Raw genomic sequence first — 21,294 nt, forward strand, 5'->3', positions numbered from 1 at the left:
AACCTAAGCTCGCGTCGGTGACGCGCGTCCGGCAGGGCGTCCACATCGGAGGGCGAGATCAGATGACGGCAGGGCTGCAGAGTGTCGAGGAGCTTCTCGCGCGGTGGAACAACCACACCCGGCCGGAGACGACTTCGACCGCGGTCGCCGACTTCGCCGCGCAGGCCCGGCGTACCCCCGATGCCCTGGCCCTGGTGGCCGGGGAGACCCGGCTCACCTACCGGGAGCTGAGCGGCCGGGTCCATGCGGTGGCCCGGCACCTGCGCGAGCAGGGCATCCAGGCCGAGGACGTGGTCGGCATCGGGATGCCGCGTTCGGCCGACATGGTCGTCGCCGTCCTCGGTGTCATGGTGGCCGGCGGCGCGTTCGTCCCCGTCGATCCGGCCTGGCCCGCCCAGCGCCGCGAGCAGGTGCTGGCCGAGGCCCGGGCCGGGCTCGTGCTGACCGAGCTGCCCCCGGGCCTGGCCGAGGACCCGGAGATCCCGGTGTCGCCGGGACAGCTCGCCTACGTCATCTTCACCTCCGGCTCGACCGGCACGCCGAAGGGCGCGATGATCCGGCACGAGGCCATCGCCGAGCGGCTGCGCTGGCAGGTCGAGCACGTGCTGCACTTCGGCCCGGGCGACGCCTCGCTGTTCAAGGCGCCGCTGTCCTTCGACATCAGCGTCAACGAGATCCTGCTGCCGCTGGTCTCCGGCGGTTACGTGGTGGTGGCCGAGCCCGGCGGCGAACGGGACCCGCAGTACCTGCTCGACCTGATCGCCACCGAGGGTGTCACCTTCGTCTATCTGGTCTCGTCCATGCTGGACGTGCTGTTGCAGCTGGCCCGCGGCACGCACCTGCTGGACGGCCTCAAGCACGTCTGGTGCGGCGGCGAGGTGCTCACCCCGGAGCTGTTCGACCGGTTCCGCGCCCAGCTCAGCACCACGCTCTACCACGGTTACGGGCCCGCCGAGGCGACCATCGGCGTCTCGCACGTCATCTACCGCGACTCGGCCGAGCGGATCGCCACCTCGATCGGCCGGCCCAACCCGCACACCCAGCTCTACGTCCTCGACGACGAGCTCGATCCGGTCGGCGTCGGCGTCACCGGCGAGCTCTACGCGGCCGGCTTCCTGCTGGGCCGCGGCTATGTCAACGCGCCCGCGCTGACCGGCGCCCGGTTCGTCGCCAACCCCTTCGGCGCGGCCGGCGAGCGGATGTACCGCACCGGCGACCTGGCCCGCTGGCACGCCGACGGCACCCTGGAGTTCGTCGGCCGGGCCGACAACCAGGTCAAGATCCGCGGCATGCGGCTCGAGCTGGAGGAGGTCGAGGCGGTCGTCGCGACCCACCCGGCGGTGCGCCAGGCCGTCGTGGTCGTGCCCGACCGGCACCTGATCGGGTACGCCGTCACGACCACCGCCGTCAGCCCGGACGAGCTGCGCGGCTGGTGCGCGGACCGGCTCCCGGAGTACATGGTCCCGTCCGCGTTCGTGCTGCTGGACGCGTTCCCGTTGACGCCCAACGGCAAGGTCGACCGCCGCGCACTGCCGGCACCCGTCCTGGCCGGACCGGCCTCCCGGGCACCGCGCACGCCCACCGAGGCCGCTCTCTGTGAGGTCTTCGCCACCGTGCTGGGCGTGGACACCGTCGGCGCCGAGGACGACTTCTTCGCGCTCGGCGGGGACAGCATCGTCGCCATCGGGGCTGTCCGCGCGGCCCGCCGGGCCGGCTTGACGCTGCGCGCCCGGGACCTGTTCGCCAGCCCCACGCCCGCCGCGCTCGCCCTGGTCGTCGCCCCGGCCGCCGAGCCCGGGACCACCGCGGTCGACCCGGCCGGGCCGGTCCCGCCGACCCCGATCGTCGCCTGGCTGGACGAGGTGGGGTCGGCGACCGACGGCTTCCTCCAGGCCGTCACCCTGCGCACCCCGGAGGGCCTGACCCTGCCGGAGCTGCACGAGCTGGTGGACGGGCTGCTCGCCGCGCACGACGTGCTGCGCGCCTCGCTCGACGGCGCGGTGCTGACCGTGGCCCCGATCGGGTCGGTCACCGCCCGTGACGTCGTCCGGGTCGGCGAGGACCTGGACGCGACCGCCGCGCGCCTGAGCACCGACCGGATGGTGGCCTTCTCCTTCCACGAGCAGGACCGGCAGCTGATCGTGGCTGTGCATCACGTCGTCGTGGACGGGGTCTCGCTGCGCGTGCTGGCCGAGGATCTGCGCACCGGGCTGCCGATCGCGCCCGCGCCGACCTCGTACCGGCAGTGGGCCACGGCTCTGTCCGCAGTGGACTTCAGTGCCGACGAGGCGCACTGGGCGGCGGTCGCGGCCGAGCCGGTGCCGCTGCTCGGCAGCCGGGCGCTGGACCCGGCCCGGGACACCGTGGCCACCGAGGAGACGCTGACCGTCACGCTGCCGCCCGGCGTCACCGAGCGGCTGCTCAGCACCGTGCCCGCGGCCATCCACGGCGGCGTCAACGACGCGCTCGTGGCCGCCCTGGCGCTGGCGCTCTCCCCGGACGCGCCGCTGCTGCTGGAGCTGGAGGGGCACGGCCGCGAGGAGGACGTGGTCGACCTCGACCTGTCCCGCACCGTCGGCTGGTTCACCACGCTCTTCCCGGTCCGGCTGGACGTCACCGGGCTCTCCCTCGCGGCCGCGGTGAAGGCGGTCAAGGAGCAGCTGCGTGCGGTGCCGGCGAACGGCCTGTCCTACGGCGCTCTGCGGTATCTGGCGCCCCGGCCGGAGCTCGCCGTGCAGCCGCAGGTGCTCTTCAACTACCTGGGCCGGTTCGACCACGACGTCATCGAACGCCGCGATCCACGCATGCCCCTGCCCCGGGCGCTGGAAATCAACGCCGTGGCCGTCGAGGGCGGACTGTCGGCCACCTTCAGCTGGGCCGGCGGCGTGCTCTCCCGGGCGCGGGCCGAGGAGCTCGCCGCCCGCTGGGTCGAGCTGCTCACCGCGATCGCCGCTGACCCCGGCATCAGCGGGCACACGCCGTCGGACTTCCCACTGGTGAGCTTGACGCAGGCCGATGTGGACGCGCTGGGCGCCGAGGTCACCGACGTGCTGCCGCTGACCCCTCTGCAGGCCGGCCTGTACTTCCACGCCACCTACTCGCCGGGCGCCGACCCGTACGTGGTGCAGCAGCTCATCGAGCTGGACGGGCCGCTGGACGGGGAACGGTTGCGCCGCGCCGCCGGGGAGCTCTTCGACCGGTACCCGAACCTGGGCGCCGCGTTCCGCCCGGTCGGCGACGGCGACGTGGTGGCGGTCGTCGGACCCCGCCCCGAGCTGCCCTGGCGGCTGGTCGTCACCGATGACCTCGACGCCGTGGCCGCCGCCGAGCGCGCGCAGCCCTTCGACCTGGCCCGCCCGCCCGGCATGCGCTACGCCCTGGTCCGGCTGGCCGCCGACCGGCACGTGCTGGTGCAGACCGTGCATCACATCGTCGCCGACGGCTGGTCCGTCCCGCTGATCCTCAACGACCTGCTCGCTCTCTACGCCGGCCAGCCCCTGCCGCCCGCTCCGGCCTACCGCGACTTCCTGGCCCACCGCGGCACCGGCGACCCCGACGCTTTCGCTCGCCTGCTCGACGGCGTGGACGAGCCGACCCTGCTGGCCCCCGGCGCCGACGCCCCCGCCGCCCGCCTCTCCGCGACCGTCGACGGTGCCGGTGTGCAGGCGGTCGCCCGCGCGTACGGGATCACCGTCAGCAACGTGCTCGCCGCCGCCTGGGGTGTGCTCGTCGGCCGGGTGACCGGCCGCGACGATGTGGTGTTCGGCTCGACGGTGTCCGGTCGCGGCGTCGAGCTGCCCGGCATCGACGGGATCGCCGGCCTGCTCATCAACACCGTGCCCGCCCGGGTCCGCTGGACCGGCGCCGACAGCCTGGCCGACGTGCTGCGCGGCTTCGCGGCGAGCCAGCGTGAGGTGGTCGAGCACGAGCAGACCGCGCTGGCCGAGATCCAGCGCCGTCTGGGCCTGTCCGAGTTGTTCGACACCCTGGTCGTGGTCGAGAACTACCCGGCCGCCGCCGCGCCCGCCGGCGGTGACCTGCGGATCGCCGGTATGCGGGTGATCGAGGCGCCGCACTACCCGGTGACGCTGATGGTCAAGCCGGGCGACACCATCGCCGTCGACCTGACCCACCGGCTCGCCCCGGAGACCGCCGAGCTGCTGCTGGAGCAGTACGTCCGCGTGCTGGCCGCGATCGCCGCCGACGCCTCCCGCCCGGTCGCCACCCTCGATCTGCTGTCGGCCGAGCAGCGGGCTGCCGCGCTGGCTCTCGGGACGGGCGCTTCCGCGCCGGCCACGGCAACCGTGCCGGACCTGATCGCGGCCGTCGAGCCCACCCGGACCGCCGTACGGGCCGGCGCGGTGGAGCACACCTACGCCGAGCTGTGGTCCCGCGCGGGCGAGGTGGCGGGTGCACTGCACGCGGCCGGAGTGCGCCGCGGCGACGTCGTTGCGGTCGCCACCCGGCGTACGGTCGAGTTGCCGGTCGCGCTGCTCGGCGTGCTGCGCGCCGGAGCCGCGTACCTGCCGGTGGACCCCGGCTATCCGGCCGCCCGCATCGAGTTCATGCTCGAGGACGCGGCACCCGTCTGCGTGCTCGCCGACGACCCGAGCGCGCGAACGCTGCCCCCGCACGAGCGGCCGACCGTCCGGGTCCGGACCGCTCGTGGCGCCGCGCCCGCGGTGGCGCTGCACGGACTCGACGCCGCTTCCGTGGTCTACACCTCGGGCTCGACCGGGCGGCCCAAGGCCGTCGTCGGCACCCACGCCGCCCTGGCCAACCGGCTGGCCTGGGCCCGCGACGCCTGGGACGGCGAGGTGCGGGTGGCCAAGAGCTCGATGAGCTTCATCGACGGCACCACCGAACTGCTCGGCGGGCTGGTCGCCGGGGCCACTGTCGTCGTCGCGGACGAGACCGCGGCGGCCGACGGCGCGACCCTGGCCCGGCTCGTCGCCGAGTCCGGCGCGACCCAGCTGCTCGCCGTGCCGAGCCTGGCCGCCGCGCTGGCCGAGACCGCCCCGGACCAGGTCCGCGGCCTGCGCCGGTGGATCACCAGCGGTGAGGCCCTGGACGCGGACACCGTCGCCGCGCTGGTGGCGGCCTCGCCGGCCGCCACCGTCGTCAACTCCTACGGCGCCTCGGAGAACACCGGCGACGTGCTGGCCGGGGTGGTCACCCCGGGGGAGCCGGTCACCCTGGGCCGGCCCGTGCCCGGGGTACGGATCCACCTGCTCGACGCCGCCCTCGAACCGGTCGCCCCGGGTGCCGTCGGCGAGCTGTACGTCGGTGGTGTCCAGCTCGCCCGTGGCTACCGTGGCCAGGGCGGTGCGACGGCGGCCCGGTTCGTGGCCGACCCGTTCACCCCGGGCGAGCGGCTCTATCGCACCGGCGACCTGGGCCGCTGGCTCGGCGACACGGTGGAGTTCCTGGGCCGCAACGACGACCAGGTCAAGGTCAACGGGCACCGGGTGGAGCTGGCCGAGGTGGAGGCGGCCCTGCTGCGGCGTCTCGGGGTTCGCGAGGCGGTAGCGGTCGCGCGTCGCCAGAGCCTGCACGCGTATGTGGCCGGCGAGGACCTCGACCCGCAGGGCCTGCTCGCGACTCTGCGGGAGGAGCTGCCGGCGTATCTCGTGCCGGCGACGGTGACCGTGCTGGACGCCGTACCGCTGCTGCCCAACGGCAAGCGGGACAGGCGCGCGCTGCCCGACCCGGCCGCCGCCGTGGCCGCCCCACCGCGCACGCCGCGCGAGGCCCTGGTGTGCGAGCGCTTGGCCGGCGTGCTCGGCGTCGACTCCGTCGGCGTGCACGACGACTTCTTCGCCGCCGGCGGGGACAGCATCTCGGCCATCCGCCTGGTCAACCTGCTCGCCCGGGACGGGATCGTGCTCACCACCCAGGACGTCTTCCGCACCCGGACCGCCGCCGCGATCGCCGCCACCGGCGCGGAACCGGCCGCCGAGCCGGACAGCGCGCCGGCTGCCGAGGTCTGGGAGCTCTCGCCACTGCAGCAGGGCGTCTACTACCAGGCCACCTTCTCCGACGGCGCCAGCACCTACATCGCGCAGAACGTGTTCGACCTGGACCGGCGCATCGACGTGCCGGCCCTGCAGCTGGCCTTCGCCGCGCTGCTCGACCGGCACCCGACGCTGCGGGTCGCCTTCACCGGTGACCCGCGTCCACTGCAGACCGTCAGCCCGAGCGTGCCCGCGGTCGTCACGGTGCTCGACGGTGACCCTGAGCTGATCGCCGCCGAGGACCGTGAACGCCCGTTCGACCTGACCGCGCCCCCGCTGGTCCGCCTCACCGTCGTCCGCAAGCCCGACGGCACCGACCGGCTGCTGCTGACCTGCCACTTCCTGCTCTGGGACGGCTGGTCGCGCGAGCTGGTGCTGCGCGAGCTGTTCGCCCTGTACGACTCGCGCGGCGCCCGCGGGGCCCTGCCGCTCGACGGCCCCGGTTTCACCGACTACCTGGCCTGGATCGCCGCCCAGGACACCACCGCCTCGGCCGCCGCCTGGAAGTCGGCGCTGGGGGAGCCCACGATCGTCGTGCCGGAGGCCGTCGGCCGGGAACCGGTGCTGTCCGACCGCGTTCTCGCCGCGCTGCCCACCGGGGTCACCACCCGGCTCAACGAGCAGGCCCGCCGGGCCGGCGTCACCCTGAACTCGGTGCTCACCGCCGCCCTGGGCCTGGTGCTGGGCCACCGCACCGGCCGCGGCGACGTCACCTTCGGCACCACCGTCGCCGGACGCCCGACCGACCTGCCCGGCATCGAGAACGTCATCGGGCTGTTCCTCAACACCGTGCCCGCCCGGGTCACCGCCACCGGTGGCACGCCGGTGGTCGAGCTGGCCCGCCGAGCCCAGCAGGACCGGCTCGACCTGGCCCCGCACGAGTACCTCGGCCTCGGCGACATCCAGCGCGCGGCCGGCCACGACCAGCTCTTCGACACCCTGTACGTGCTGCAGAACTTCCTGGCCGACGACACCTTCGCCGACCTGGAGGCCGCCCAGGGCATCGTCGACGTCGAGTACACCGACACCACCCACTATCCGCTGACCTGGGTGCTCACCCCGGGCGCGAACCTGCGGATCAAGCTCGAGTACCGCCCCGGCGTCGTCACCGAAGCCACCGCCCGGTCCATGGTGGACGACCTGGTCACCGTGCTGCGGACCCTGGCCGACGGCCTCGACGTGGCGGCCGGCGCGATCCCGTTGACGGCCTCTCCGTCGCGGGGGAGAGACGCCGACATCCCGGACATCACCATTGCGGAGATGCTGGCGGCGCAAGCCCGGCGGACCCCCGAGGCGGTCGCCCTGGTCGCGGGCGAGCAGCAGCTCACCTACGCCGAGCTGGACGCCCGGATCGACGCCGTCGCCCGCGGGCTGGTCGCCCGGGGTGCCGGTCCGGAGCAGATCATCGCGCTGGCCCTGCCGCGCGGCGTGGACATGGTCGTCGCGCTGTTCGCCGTGCTCCGGGCCGGGGCGGCGTACCTGCCGCTGGACCTGGACCTGCCGGCCGAACGGCGGCAGCAGATGATCGACGACGCCCGGCCGCTGCTGGTGCTGACCTCGCTGGACGGCCTGGCCCGCGACGAGGGACCGGTGACCCACCCCGGCTTCACCGGGGACCGGCTCGACCGGCCGGCGTACGTCATCTACACCTCCGGTTCCACCGGCAGGCCCAAGGGAGTCGTCACGCCGTACCGGGGGCTGACGAACATGCAGCTCAACCACCGGGCCGAGATCTTCGACCCGACCGTGGCGCGGGCCCGGGCGGCCGGCGTCGAGCGGCTGCGGATCGCGCACACGGTCAGCTTCTCCTTCGACATGTCCTGGGAGGAGCTGCTCTGGCTGGTCGAGGGACACGAGGTGCACGTCTGCGACGAGGAGCTGCGGCGGGACGCGACGGCGCTGGTCGCGTACTGCCACTCGCGCGGGATCGACGTCATCAACGTGACCCCGACGTACGCGCACCACCTGTTCGCCGAGGGCCTGCTCGACGGGCACCGGATGTGGCTGGTGCTGCTGGGCGGCGAGGCCGTCACCGAGGCGGTCTGGTCCCGGCTCAGCGACCCGGACGGCCCGACCGGCTACAACCTGTACGGCCCCACCGAGTACACGATCAACACCCTGGGCGCGGGTACGGCCGACAGCGCCACCCCCACAGTCGGCAAGCCCATCTTCAACACCCGCGGCCACGTGCTGGACAACTGGCTCCGTCCCGTCCCGCCCGGCGTGGTCGGCGAGCTGTACATCGCCGGGGCCGGCCTGGCCCGAGGCTACCTGCACGCGCCCGGCCTGACCGCGTCCCGCTTCGTCGCCGGGCCGGACGGCACCCGCCTCTACCGCACCGGTGACCTGGTCCGCGAACGCCCGGACGGCAACCTGGACTTCCTCGGCCGCAGCGACGACCAGGTGAAGATCCGCGGCTACCGGATCGAGCTGGGTGACGTGGAGAGCGCGGTCGCCGCCGTGCCGGGCGTCCGTCAGGCCGCCGTGCTGGCCCGTGACGGCAAGCTGGTCGCCTACCTGGTCGGCCCGGTCGAACCGGCCGAGGTCCGGGCGGCGCTCACCGAACGCCTGCCGTCCTACATGGTCCCGTCGCTGTACGCCGTCGTGGCCGCCCTGCCGCTGACCGTCAACGGCAAGCTCGACACGGCCGCGCTGCCCCCGGGCGCCCCGGTCATGTCGGCCGCCCGGGGCCCGCGTGACGAGCGGGAGAGCCTGCTCTGCGGCATCTACGCGGACGTGCTCGGCCTGCCGCAGGTCGGCATCGACGACGACTTCTTCGCCGTCGGCGGGGACAGCATCTCCTCGATCGCGGTGGCCGGCCGGGCCCGTAAGGCCGGGCTGCACGTCACGCCGCGGGACGTGTTCCGCCGCCGTACCGTGCAGGCGCTCGCCGCCGCACTGCCCGCAGCGACCGTCCAGGTCGGCACCGACAGTGGTCTGGGCGACATCGCGCTGACCCCGATGCTGGCCGAGACGGTGAAGTCGGCGACGCCGCTGGGCCACTTCTACCAGTCGATGGCCTGGCACACGCCCGCCGCGCTGACCCGCGCGCAGCTGGAGACCATTCTGCAGGCGCTGCTGGACCGGCACGACCTGCTCCGGGCCACTTTCGACGGCACCCTGCACGTGCCGCCGCCCGGCCTGCGGGCCGGCGACCTCTTCGCCCTCGACGAGGACGAGGCGATCCGCCGGCTGGACCCCGCCCGCGGGATCATGCTGCAAGCGGTCTGGACCGGCCGCAAGCTGACCCTGGTGATCCACCACCTGGTGATCGACGGCGTCTCCTGGCGGATCATCGCCGGCGACCTGGCCCGTGCCTGGGCCGATGTCCGCGCCGGCCGCCCGGTCGCGCTGGACGAGGTCGGCGCGTCGTTCCGCACCTTCGCGGCCACCGGGGCGGACTGCTCCGGTCAGGCCGGCTTCTGGCGGGCGACCCTGGCCGACCCGGGCCCCGACCTGGGTGACCGGCCCGTGGATCCGGCCGTCGACACCGCCGCCACGGTCCGCTCGATCACCGTGAGCCTGCCCGCCGACGTGACCGTCCCGCTGTTGTCGACCGTCCCGGCCGCCATGTCCGGCGGCGTCAACGACGTGCTGCTCACCGGCCTGGCCGTCGCGGTCAACCGCTGGCGGGGCCGCAACGCGCCGGTGCTGGTCAGCCTGGAGGGCCACGGCCGGACCGGCGACCTCGACCTGTCCCGCACGGTCGGCTGGTTCACCGCCATCCACCCGGTGCGGCTCGACCCCGGCCCGGACGGCGACATCGCCGCCGCGGCCCGCGCGATCAAGGAGCAGCTGCGGGCGGTGCCGGCCGACGGCATCGGGTACGGCCACCTGCGCTGGCTGCACGACGAGAACCTCGGCCCGGCGCCGCAGATCCTCTTCAACTACCTGGGCCGCTTCGGCGCCGAGGGCAGTGGCGACTGGAGTCCCGCCGGGCCGCTGCGCGAGGGCGTCGACCCGGCCAACCCGGCGATGCCGCTGGAGATCAACGCGCACGCCACCGGCGACGTGTTCACCGCGACGCTGTCCTGGCCGGCCGGCATCCTCGGTGCGGACCGGGTCATCGCCCTGGGCGAACAGTGGATGGCCGCTCTGCGCGAGCTGGCCGCCGCCGACGTCGCCGGGCACACGCCGTCGGACTTCCCGCTGGTCACGCTGACCCAGGACGACGTGGACGCGTTCGCCGGCGCCACCGACGTGCTGCCGCTGCTGCCGTTGCAGGAGGGCATGTACTTCCATTCGGTGACTTCCGAGGTCGACACGTACGCGGTGCAGCAGATCGCCGAGCTGACCGGGGAGGTCGACCCGGCCCGCCTGCGCCGCGCGGTCGAAGCTGCCGTGCGTCGCCACGACGCGCTGCGGGCCGCGTTCCGTGAGCTGCGCGACGGGCGCATCGTGCAGGTGATCGCCGCCGACGTGCAGGTGCCGTGGCGTGAGTACGCGGCCGACAGCCCCGAGCGCCTGTCCGAGATCGCGGCGGCCGAGCTGGCCCAGCCGTTCGACCTGGCCCAGCCCCCGGTGCTGCGGTACGCGCTGGTCTCACTCAGCGCCACCGAGCACCGGCTGATCGAGACGATGCACCACATCCTGGCCGACGGCTGGTCGTACCCGCTGGTGTTCTCGGACGTGGTGGCGGCGTACCACGGGCGGGAGCTGCCGGCCCCGGCCGCGACCTTCCGCGACCACGTGGAGTCCGTCGTCACCCGCGACCGTGAGGCCGCCCGTGCCGCCTGGGCCACCGCGCTGGCCGGCGTGGAACCGACCGCCCTGTACCCGGACATCACCACGGTGTCGCACCACGACAGCGCCTTTGCCGTCTTCGCCCGCAGCAACGAGCTGGCCGAGGTCGCCCGGGCCGACGGCGTCACCGTCAGCACGCTCGTGCACGGCGCGTGGGGCCTGCTGCTCGGCCGGCTGCTCGGCCGCGACCGCGTGGTGTTCGGCTCCACGGTCTCCGGCCGCGGCGGCGACCTCAGCGGCGTGGAGACCATCGTCGGGCTGCTCATCAACACCGTGCCGGTGCCGATGGCCTGGCGTCCGGACGAGCCGCTCGGTGACGTGCTGCGCCGGCTCCAGGAGCAGCAGACCGACGTGCTGGACGTGCAGCAGGTCGGGCTGGCCGAGCTGAACCGGCTGGCCGGGGTGCGGGAGCTGTTCGACTCGATGGTGGTGGTGGAGAACTTCCCGGCCGTCGAGGGTGGTGACGCCGAGGGCCTCGGCGTGCGGGGCTTCACGGGTACGGACTCACCGCACTACCCGGTGTCGCTGGTCGCCTTCCCCGGCGACGACCTGACGCTGGAGATCAAGTACGACGCCGCGATCGGGGCGGCGGCGGCCGAGCGGCTCGCCGGTCTGGTGCACCGCGTCCTGGACCAGTTCGCCGACGGGCTCGACCGCCCGGTGTCCACCCTGGACCTGGGAGCGACGGCGACCGGTGGCGAGACCCTCGAGGTCCGCGACACCACGCTCGACCTGTGGCTCGACCGCCCGGACGCCGTCGCGGTGACCGCCGGCGACAGCACCCTGACCTACGCCGGCCTGGAGGCCCGCTCGAACCGGCTGGCCCACGAGCTGATCGCCCGCGGCGTGGGCCCGGAGTCCCGGGTCGCCGTCGCCCTGCCCCGCGGCGCCGACCTGATCGTGGCGCTGCTCGCCGTGATCAAGGCCGGCGGCTGCTATGTGCCGGTGGACCTGGGCGCCCCGGCCGCCCGGCAGGAGTACATCCTCGGCGACGCCGCACCGGTCTGCCTGATCGGCGACGGCGGTGTGCCGGTCGACGCGCCGGGCCGCCCGGACACCCGCCCGCCGGTGGCTGTGAGCGGCGCGAACGCGGCGTACGTCATCTACACCTCCGGCTCGACCGGCAGGCCGAAGGGTGTCGTGGTGACCCACCGCGACGTGCTGGCATTGTTCGCCGCCGCCGAACGGCACTTCAGCTTCGGCCCGGACGACGTGTGGACGATGTTCCACTCGTACGCCTTCGACTTCTCGGTCTGGGAGCTGTGGGGCCCGCTGCTGTACGGCGGCCGGCTGGTCGTCGTCCCGCACGACGTGGCCCGCGATCCGCAGCGCTTCCGGGCCCTGCTGCGCGCCGAGGGTGTCACCGTCCTCAACCAGACACCGTCCGCGTTCTACCCGCTGATCGAGGCAGACGCGGCCGAACCGGACCGGCTGCCGCTGCGCTACGTCGTCTTCGGCGGCGAGGCGCTGGACCTGTCCCGGCTCACCGCCTGGTACGCCCGCAACACCACCCCCAGGCTGATCAACATGTACGGCATCACCGAGACCACCGTGCACGTCTCGTTCCGCGCCCTGCACCCGGACGACGTGAGCCGGCCCAGCGTCATCGGCACCGCCCTGCCCGGCCTGACCGTGCACGTCCTGGACGCCTACCTGCAGCCGGTGCCCGAGGGCGTGACCGGCGAGATGTACGTGGCCGGTGACCAGCTCGCCCGCGGCTACCTGGACCGGCCGGCGCTGACCGCGTCCCGGTTCGTGGCCAACCCGTTCGGGCCGGGCCGGCTCTACCGCTCCGGTGACCTGGCCCGGTGGGACGACGGCGAGCTGGTCTACCTGGGCCGCTCCGACCACCAGGTGAAGATCCGCGGTTACCGGATCGAGCTGGGCGAGATCATCTCGGCGCTGCTGGCGCTGGGCGGCGTCTCCGACGCGACCGTGATCGTGCGGGACGGCCGGCTGGTCGCCTACCTGGTCGCCCGGGCCGGCACCCGGCCCGACGCCGATGCGATCCGCGCGCACCTCGCCACGACCCTGCCCGACTACATGGTCCCCGCAGCGTTCGTGACGCTGGACGCGTTGCCGCTGACCGTCAACGGCAAGCTCGACCGGGACGCGCTGCCGGCCCCCACCGTGGTCACCGCCGTCGAGGAGAAGCGGGACGAGCCGCCCGCGGTCACGACGCTGCGCGAGCTCTTCGCGGAGGTGCTCGGCGTCCCGGTGCCGGCCGACGGTGACTTCTTCGCCCTGGGCGGCGACAGCATCGTGGCCATCCAGCTGGTCAACCGGGCCAAGCGCAGCGGCGTACGGATCTCCCCGCGCGACGTCTTCGTCAAGCGCACCCCCGCCGCGCTCGCCGCCACCGCCGCGCCGCCGGCCCCGGTGGCCGCGCCGAGCGACGGCGTCGGTGAGGTGGCGTTGCTGCCGATCGTCCACCGGCTCGCCGAGCTGGGTGGCGACGTCAGCCGCGTGCACCAGTCCGACCTGCTGCGCACCCCGCCCGGCGCGACCGCGGCCCGCCTGCAGCAGGCGCTGGATGCCGTGGTGGCCCGGCACGACGCACTGCGCCTGCGGCTGAGCCGCCCGGCACCGATGCTCTGGTCCCAGGAGGTCACCGCCACCAGCGGGGTCGTGCTGACCACCGTGGAGGGTCTCGACACCATCCAGCGGGAGACCGAAGCCGCCGTCGCCCGGCTCGACCCGGACGCCGGCCGCGTGCTGGAAGCCGTCTTCTTCGATGCCGGGCCGGACCGGCAGGGCCGCCTGCTGCTCGTCGCCCACCACCTGGTCGTGGACGGCGTCTCGTGGCACATCCTCACCGAGGACCTCCGCCAGGCCTACGAGGGACGCGCCCTCGAGCCGGTCGGTACCTCGCTGCGGACCTTCGCCCGGCTGCTCACCGAGGAGGCCGGCAGCGCGTCCCGGCTGGCCGAGTTCCCGGCCTGGCAGGCGGCACTGGCTCCGGGCGGGGAACTCGTGCCGGGTGCGCTCGCCGGCGGGCCGACCCGCGACCACGAGCTCCGCGTCCCGGCGGAGCACCTCACCGGCGACGTCACCGCGACGCTGCTCACCACCCTGCACACCGCGGTCAACCGGTGGCGGGGCACCCAGGACGACCTGGTGGTCGATCTGGAACGGCACGGCCGGGAACCGGTCGGCGACGCGGACCTGTCCCGCACGGTCGGCTGGTTCACCTCCGTCTCCCCGGTCCGTCTGCCCGCGCTGCCGACCGGCGACGGGCTGGGCTTCGGCCTGCTGCGCTACGTCAACCCGCGGTCGGCGGCGGCGCTGGCCCGGCTCGGCCCCCCGCAGGTGCTCTTCAACTACCTGGGTCGCTTCACCGAGGACACCACGGACTGGTCGCCCGCGGACGAGGACATCAAGGTACGGCTCGACGACGGCACGCCGTACCTGTTGGAAGTGAACGTCTGGATCCGCGGCCGGGAGCTGCACGCGGTGCTGACCTACGCCGACGAGGGGCTGGGGCTGGACGCCACCCGGGCCATCGCGGACGGCTGGGCGGCCGCCCTGGCCCCGGCCGAGCAGTGGCCGCTCTCGCCGCTGCAGGACGGGCTGTTCTTCCAGGCCAAGCTGGCCGGCGACGCGGACGTCTACATCGCGCAGAACGCCTTCGACGTCGGCTACCGCCTCGACGTGCCCGCGCTCGAACGGGCCTTCGCGGCGGTCCTGGCGGCGCACCCGGCGACCCGGCTGGCCTTCACCGACGAGGGCCGCGACCACGCGGTGGCGGTCCTCGGCACCGAGGTGCCCGCCGTCGTCGCCGTCGTCGAGACCGACGAGGCCGGGCTCGACGAGGTCATGGCGGCCGACCGGGCCCGCCCGTTCGACCTCGCGAAGCCACCGCTGGCCCGGCTCACCGTGGTGCGGCGGCCCGGCGGTCGTGACCGGCTGCTGTTCACCTACCACCTGCTGCTCTGGGACGGCTGGTCGCGCGAGCTGGTGCTGCGGGACCTCTTCGGGGCCTATGCCGGCCGCCCGATCGCGCCGGAGCGGGCGAGCTTCACCGACTATCTCGACTGGCTGACCCGGCAGGACACCGAGGCGTCGGCGCGCGCGTGGACGGACACGCTCGGCGAGCCGACGGTCCTCTACCCGGCTGCCGCCGGCACCCGCCCGGTCCTGGCCACCAGCCTGGCCCTGCAGCTCACCGAGGGACAGACGGCCCGGCTCACCGAGCAGGCCCGGTCCGCCGGGGTCACCCTCAACACCGTGCTGAGCACCGCCCTGGGACTGGTGCTGAGCCACGCGTCCGGGCGCGCCGAGGCCACCTTCGGCATCACCGTCGCCGGGCGGCCCACCGAGCTGGACGGCATCGACGAGGTGGTCGGCGTCTTCCTCAACACCGTCCCGCAGCGGGTGACCCTGTCGGCCACCGAGGCGGTGCGCGACGTGCTGCGGCGGGTGCAGGCCGAGCGGATCGAGCTGATGGCCCACGAGTATCTCGGCCTGGGCGAGATCCAGCGCGCGGCCGGTCGCGGCGACCTCTTCGACAGCCTGTACGTGCTGCAGAACTTCCTCGACGACGACACCTTCACCGACCTCGAGACCGAGCACGGCATCGTCGGCGTCGAAGCCGTGGATGCCACCCACTACCCGCTGACCTGGGTCGCCACCCCGGGCCGGGAACTACGGATCCGGTTGGAGTACCGGTCCGACGTGGTGCCCGAGGTCGAAGCCCGGGCGCTGCTCGCGCGGCTCGGCCGGGTGCTGCGCACCCTGGACCCCGCGGCCGTGGTCGCCTCGGTGCCCCTGGCGGTGCCGCCGCCGCAGCTCGGCCGGGTCGCCGGGATACCCGATCTGACCATCGCGGAGATGCTCGCCGAGCAGGCCGCGAACACCCCGGCCCGGGCCGCGCTGACCCATGACGGCGAGACGCTGAGCTACGCCGAGCTGGACGGGCGGGTCAGTGCCGTGGCCCGGGGACTGCGGTCGCTGGGGGCCGGCCCGGAGACGATCGTCGGGCTCGCCCTGCCGCGTGGCATCGAGATGGTGGTGGCGCTGTTCGCGGTGCTGCGTGCCGGGGCGGCGTACCTGCCGCTGGACCTGGACCTGCCGGCCGAGCGGCGCCAGGACATGATCGACGACGCCCGGCCGCTGGTCGTGCTGGAGTCGCTGGCCGGACTGTACGAGGAGGTCGGCGAGCCCTGGCTGGCCGACTTCGCCCCGGGTACGCCCGGACGGCTGGACCGGCCCGCGTACGTCATCTACACCTCGGGGTCCACCGGGCGGCCCAAGGGGGTCGTGACGCCGTACCGGGGGCTGACGAACATGCAGCTCAACCACCGCGAGGCGATCTTCGCGCCGACCGTGGCGGCGGCCGGCGACCGGGTGCTGACCATCGCGCACACGGTCAGCTTCTCCTTCGACATGTCCTGGGAGGAACTGCTCTGGCTGGTCGAGGGTCATCACGTGCACGTCGCCGACGAGGAACTGCGCCGCGACGGCCGGGCCCTGGTCGCCTACTGCGCCGAGCACCGGGTGGACGTGGTCAACCTGACCCCGACGTACGCGCAAGCGCTGCTGGACGAGGGGCTGCTCGACGGCGCCCACCGGCCGTGCCTGGTGCTGCTCGGCGGCGAGGCCGTCTCCGAGAAGCTCTGGACGGTGCTGCGCGACACCGGGGGCGTGGCGGGCTACAACCTCTACGGCCCGACCGAATACACGATCAACACCCTGGGCGGGGGTACGGACGACAGCGTCACCGCCACCGTCGGGAAGCCGATCTGGAACACCACCGCCCACGTCCTCGACGCCTGGCTGCGCCCGGTCCCGCCCGGCGTCGCGGGCGAGCTCTACATCGCCGGTGCCGGCCTGGCCCGCGGCTACCTGAACCAGCCGGGCCTGACCGCGTCCCGCTTCGTCGCCGGGCCGGACGGCACCCGCCTCTACCGGACCGGCGACCTGGTCCGCGAACGCGCCGACGGCAACCTGGACTTCCTCGGCCGCACCGACGACCAGGTGAAGATCCGCGGCTACCGCATCGAACTGGGTGAGGTGGAGACGGCCGTCTCGGCGGTGCCCGGCGTCCGGCAGTCCGCGGTGCTGGCCCGTGACGGGGCCCTGCACGCCTACCTGGTCGGGACGGCCACCCCGGCCGAGGTGAAGACCGCCCTGGCCGAGCGCCTGCCGTCCTACATGGTCCCGTCGCTGTACGCCGTCGTGGACGGGCTGCCGCTGACCGTCAACGGCAAACTCGACACCACCGCGCTGCCCGCACCCACGCCGGTCACCACCGAGTCCCGGCCGCCCGCCGACGACCGGGAGCGCCGGCTGTGTGAACTCTTCGCCGAGGTGCTCGGCCTGCCGTCGTTCGGGGTCGAGGACGACTTCTTCGACGCGGGCGGGCACTCGCTGACCGCCCTGCGGCTGCTCGGCCGGGTCCGCGCCGAGCTCGGCGGGGACCTGTCGCTGCGGGTGCTGTTCGATGCCCGTACCCCCGAACGCCTGGCCCGGGCCACCGCCGGCCCGGCGCGGGCCGCTCTCGCCGCCCGCACCCGGCCGGACGTGCTGCCGCTGTCGCCGGCGCAGCAGCGGCTCTGGCTGCTCGACCAGATCGACCCCGGTTCCAGCGCCTACAACTATCCGCTGGTGCTGCGCCTGGCCGGCCGGATCGACGGAACCGCACTGTCGCTGGCCCTGGCCGACGTGGTGGCCCGGCACGAGGTGCTGCGCACGCTGATCTCCGGCTCGGCCCAGCACGTCGCCGACCCGCCCGCGGCCGTTCCGGTGCTGGTCGGCGTGCCGGTGGACGAGGTGGTCACCCGGCCCTTCGACCTGGCCACCGACCTGCCGATCCGGGCCGCGGTCATCGAGGAGGGCGACAGCTCGGTGCTGGCGCTGGTGCTGCACCACATCGCCATGGACGAGTGGTCCGACGGCCCGCTGCTGCGCGACCTGAGCACGGCGTACCTGGCCCGCCGCGAAGGCCACGCGCCGGCTTTCACCCCGCTGCCGGTGCAGTACGCCGACTACGCACTGTCCCTGCAGGAGGACCCGGCCGAGCTGGACTTCTGGCGTACGGCCCTGAGCGGCCTGCCGGACGAGATCACCCTGCCCGCCGATGCCCCGCGCAGCCCGGCCCGCACCACGGCTGGGCTGGTCAGTGCCGCCCTGCCCGCCACGCTGATCGACCCGCTGCGGGACATCGCCCGGGCCGAGTCGGCCAGCCTGTTCATGGCCCTGCACGCCGCGCTGGCTGTGCTGCTGTCCCGGCACGGCGCGGGCACGGACGTGCCGATCGGCAGTCCCACGTCCGGGCGGGGCGACGCTGTGCTGGAGGACCTGGTCGGCTTCTTCGTCAACACGATCGTGCTGCGCACCGACCTGACCGGCGATCCGACCTTCGCCGACCTGCTGCGCCGCGTACGCGCGGCCGACCTGGCCGCGTTCGACCATGCCGGGGTGCCGTTCCAGCAGGTCGTGGAGCTGGTCAATCCGCCGCGGGCGGCGGGGCGCAATCCGTTGTTCCAGGCGATGATCGGCTACTTCCACCGGCCTGCGGACGCCGGGCCGGTGCTGGGCCTGGCGGTGCTGCCGGCCCCGGAGGTGACGGCCGATCCCAAGGTGGACCTGGACGTCACGTTCATCGACGGCGGGGCGGACGGGGTCGAGGTCACCTGCGAGTACGACGCGGGGCGGTTCCGGCCGGAGACCGCTCGGCGGTTGCTGGACCGGTTGGTGCGGCTGCTGGCCGTTTTCGCCGAGAATCCGGGGCAGCTGGTCGCCGAGGCCGACCTGCTGACCGACGACGACCGGCGGGAGCTGCGATCGCTGCATTCCTCAGCCGGTGACGACGCGGCATCGGCCGCGTCGGATGGCGGCCTCCTGTCGGCCTTCGCGGGCCCGGCCGCGTCGGATGGCGGCCTGTTGTCGGCTTCCGCAGGTCAGGCCGCGCCGGATGGCGGCCTCCTGTCGGCTTCCGCGGGCGCGGCGGCGCCGGGCGGCGGCCTGTTGCCGGCCTCCGCGGGCCGCTCGCCGGGTGCGGCGGGTCTGGTCGGTGCGGCGGCGGCTGACCGGCCGTGGTTCGCCGCGCTTTCCCGGCATGAGGGGGAAGCGCTCGTGGCCGATGGGGTGAGCTGGAGCTATGCGGAGCTGGACCGGGCGTCCGACGCCGTGGCCGCGTTGCTGGGGGCGCGGGGGATCGGTCCGGAGAGCATCGTCGGGATCAATCTGCCCCGCTCGGCTGATCTGGTCGTCGCCGTGCTCGGCGTGGCCAAGGCCGGCGCCGCGTATCTCCCGCTCGATCCGGCGTTCCCAGCGGCCCGGCTCGCCTTCATGGTCGAGGACGCGCGACCGGCCGCCGTCATCGGTGACACCGAATTCGACGGGGTGCCCACCGTCAAGCTGACCGAGGCGGTGCCCGCCGCGGCGCCGCCGGTGCGGATCCGGCCGGAGCACGCCGCGTACGTCATCTACACCTCCGGCTCGACCGGGCGGCCCAAGGGCGTTGTCGTCACCCATCGGGACCTGGCGACGTTCCTGGCCGCCGTACCGCTGGGGGGTGATGACCGCCTGCTCGCGGTCACCACGCTGTCCTTCGACATCTCGGTGCTGGAGCTGATGGGTCCGCTGCTCGCGGGCGGGACCGTCGTGCTGGCCTCGCCGGCTCAGGTCCGGGACCCGCTGCTGCTGGCCGCGCTGCTGCGGGAGCAGCGCGTCACCACGATGCAGGCGACCCCGTCGCTGTGGGCGGCACTGCTCGAGTCGTCCGATGTGGACCTGTCCGGGGTGCGGGCGCTGGTCGGCGGCGAGGCCCTGCCGGCCTCGCTGGCGACGGATCTGGTCGCGCGGACGGCGGCGGTGATAAACCTGTACGGCCCGACCGAGGTCACCGTCTGGGCCACGCGCGAGGACGTCGACGCGGGCTGGGACGGCACGATCGGGCGCCCGCTGCCGGGAACGTCGGTGCACGTGCTCGACGATCGGCTCCAGCCGGTGCCCCCGGGCGTGGTGGGGGAGCTGTATCTCGGCGGGGCCCAGGTCACCCGCGGCTATCTGGGTCGGCCGGCGCTGACCGCGTCCCGGTTCGTCGCCGGACCGGACGGCGGGCGGCTCTACCGCACCGGCGACCTGGTCGTGCTGCGCGGTGGCCGGCTCGTCTACCTGGGCCGCACCGACCACCAGGTGAAGGTGCGCGGCTTCCGGATCGAACTGGGCGAGATCGAAGCGGTCGCGCTGGCCCACCCGGACGTGACCCGGGCCGTCGTGGTGGCCCGCGAAGACCGGCTGGTGGCATACCTGACGACGACCAGCGGCACGGTGCCGTCGGGGCTGTGGGACGACGCGCTGCCGGGCTACATGATCCCGGCTGTGTGTCATGTGCTGGACGCATTGCCGCTGACGCCGAACGGCAAGGTGGACCGGGCCGCTCTGCCGGACATCGCCGTCACCGCGGCCGGTACGTCGCCACGGTCGCGGGTCGAGGCAACCGTCGCCCGGATCGTGGCGGAGGTGCTCGGCGTGCCCGAGGTCGGCGTGCACGACGACTTCTTCGCGCTCGGGGCACACTCTCTGCTGCTGGTGCGGCTGGCCACTGCGTTGCGCCGGGAGGTGGCTGTGGACGTACCGGTGGCCCGGCTCTTCACCGCGCCGACCGTCGCGGGTGTGGCCCGGCTGCTGGCCGACGACGCACCCGCCGGGGACGCTCTTGATCCGGTGCTGACGCTGCACGCGGGCGGTGACCGGCCGCCGCTGTTCTGCCTGGCTCCGGCGAGTGGGTTGAGCTGGCAGTTCGCCGGGTTGAAGAGGTATCTGCCGGCGGACATCCCGCTGATCGGGTTGCAGAGTCCGCTACTGTCCGGCGGGGAGCTGCCGTCGTCACTGACCGAGCTGGCGGCGGCGCACGCTTCGCGGATCACGGCTCGGCAGCCGGACGGGCCGGTTCGGCTGCTGGGCTGGTCGTTCGGTGGGGCGCTGGCGCTGTGCGTGGCGGCCGCGCTGAGCGCGCGCGGCCGCGAGGTGGAGTTCGTCGGCATGCTGGACGCACGCCGGGAGGCGGTCGAGGCGCCGTCGACGGTTGCGGCTCTGCTCACCGAGATGGGGTACGCGGTGAGCGATCCGGGGCTGTCGTTGGGTGAGGCGGTGGGTTTTGTGCGGGCGGCCGGGGGGAGTGTGGCTGCGTTGACGGACTCGCAGACCGCGTTGGTGCTGGAGAACTATCTGGCTGCGGATCGGCTGATGGCTTCGGCGGAGTATCCGTCGTATCGGGGGTCGGTGTTCTTCGTCGAGGCGACTGTGGCTGAGCAGGGCTTCACCGGCCCGGCGGCGCCGTCCTGGGGTTCGTTGGTGGGTGGCATGGAGGTGCATTCGCTGCCGGTGGCCCATTCGGAATTGCTCGATCCGGCGACGCTGGAGCGCCTTGGGCCGTTGCTGGCTGAGCGGCTGGGGTAGGTCACCGCTGCCTCCGCTGCCTCCGCTGCCGCCGCTGCCGCCGCTGCCGCGGCTGCCGCGGCTGCCGCGGCGCGGTTCCGGGCTGGGGTGCCTGCCGGGTCCTAGGCTGGTTGCCCCGGTCCCGGGCTGG

General features: G+C 74.1%; 1 protein-coding gene. It reads left to right on the forward strand.

All coding sequences use genetic code 11. The annotated features are described in order from the left end of the window. Nucleotides 1–62 precede the first annotated feature (62 nt). A complete protein-coding gene (locus ACWEOZ_RS23700; protein WP_451912861.1) occupies nt 63–21,164 on the forward strand; it encodes an amino acid adenylation domain-containing protein in 21,102 nt (7,033 codons plus the stop codon). The last annotated feature ends 130 nt before the right edge of the window (nt 21,165–21,294 follow it).

The sequence above is a fragment of the Actinoplanes sp. NPDC004185 genome (assembly GCF_053603475.1).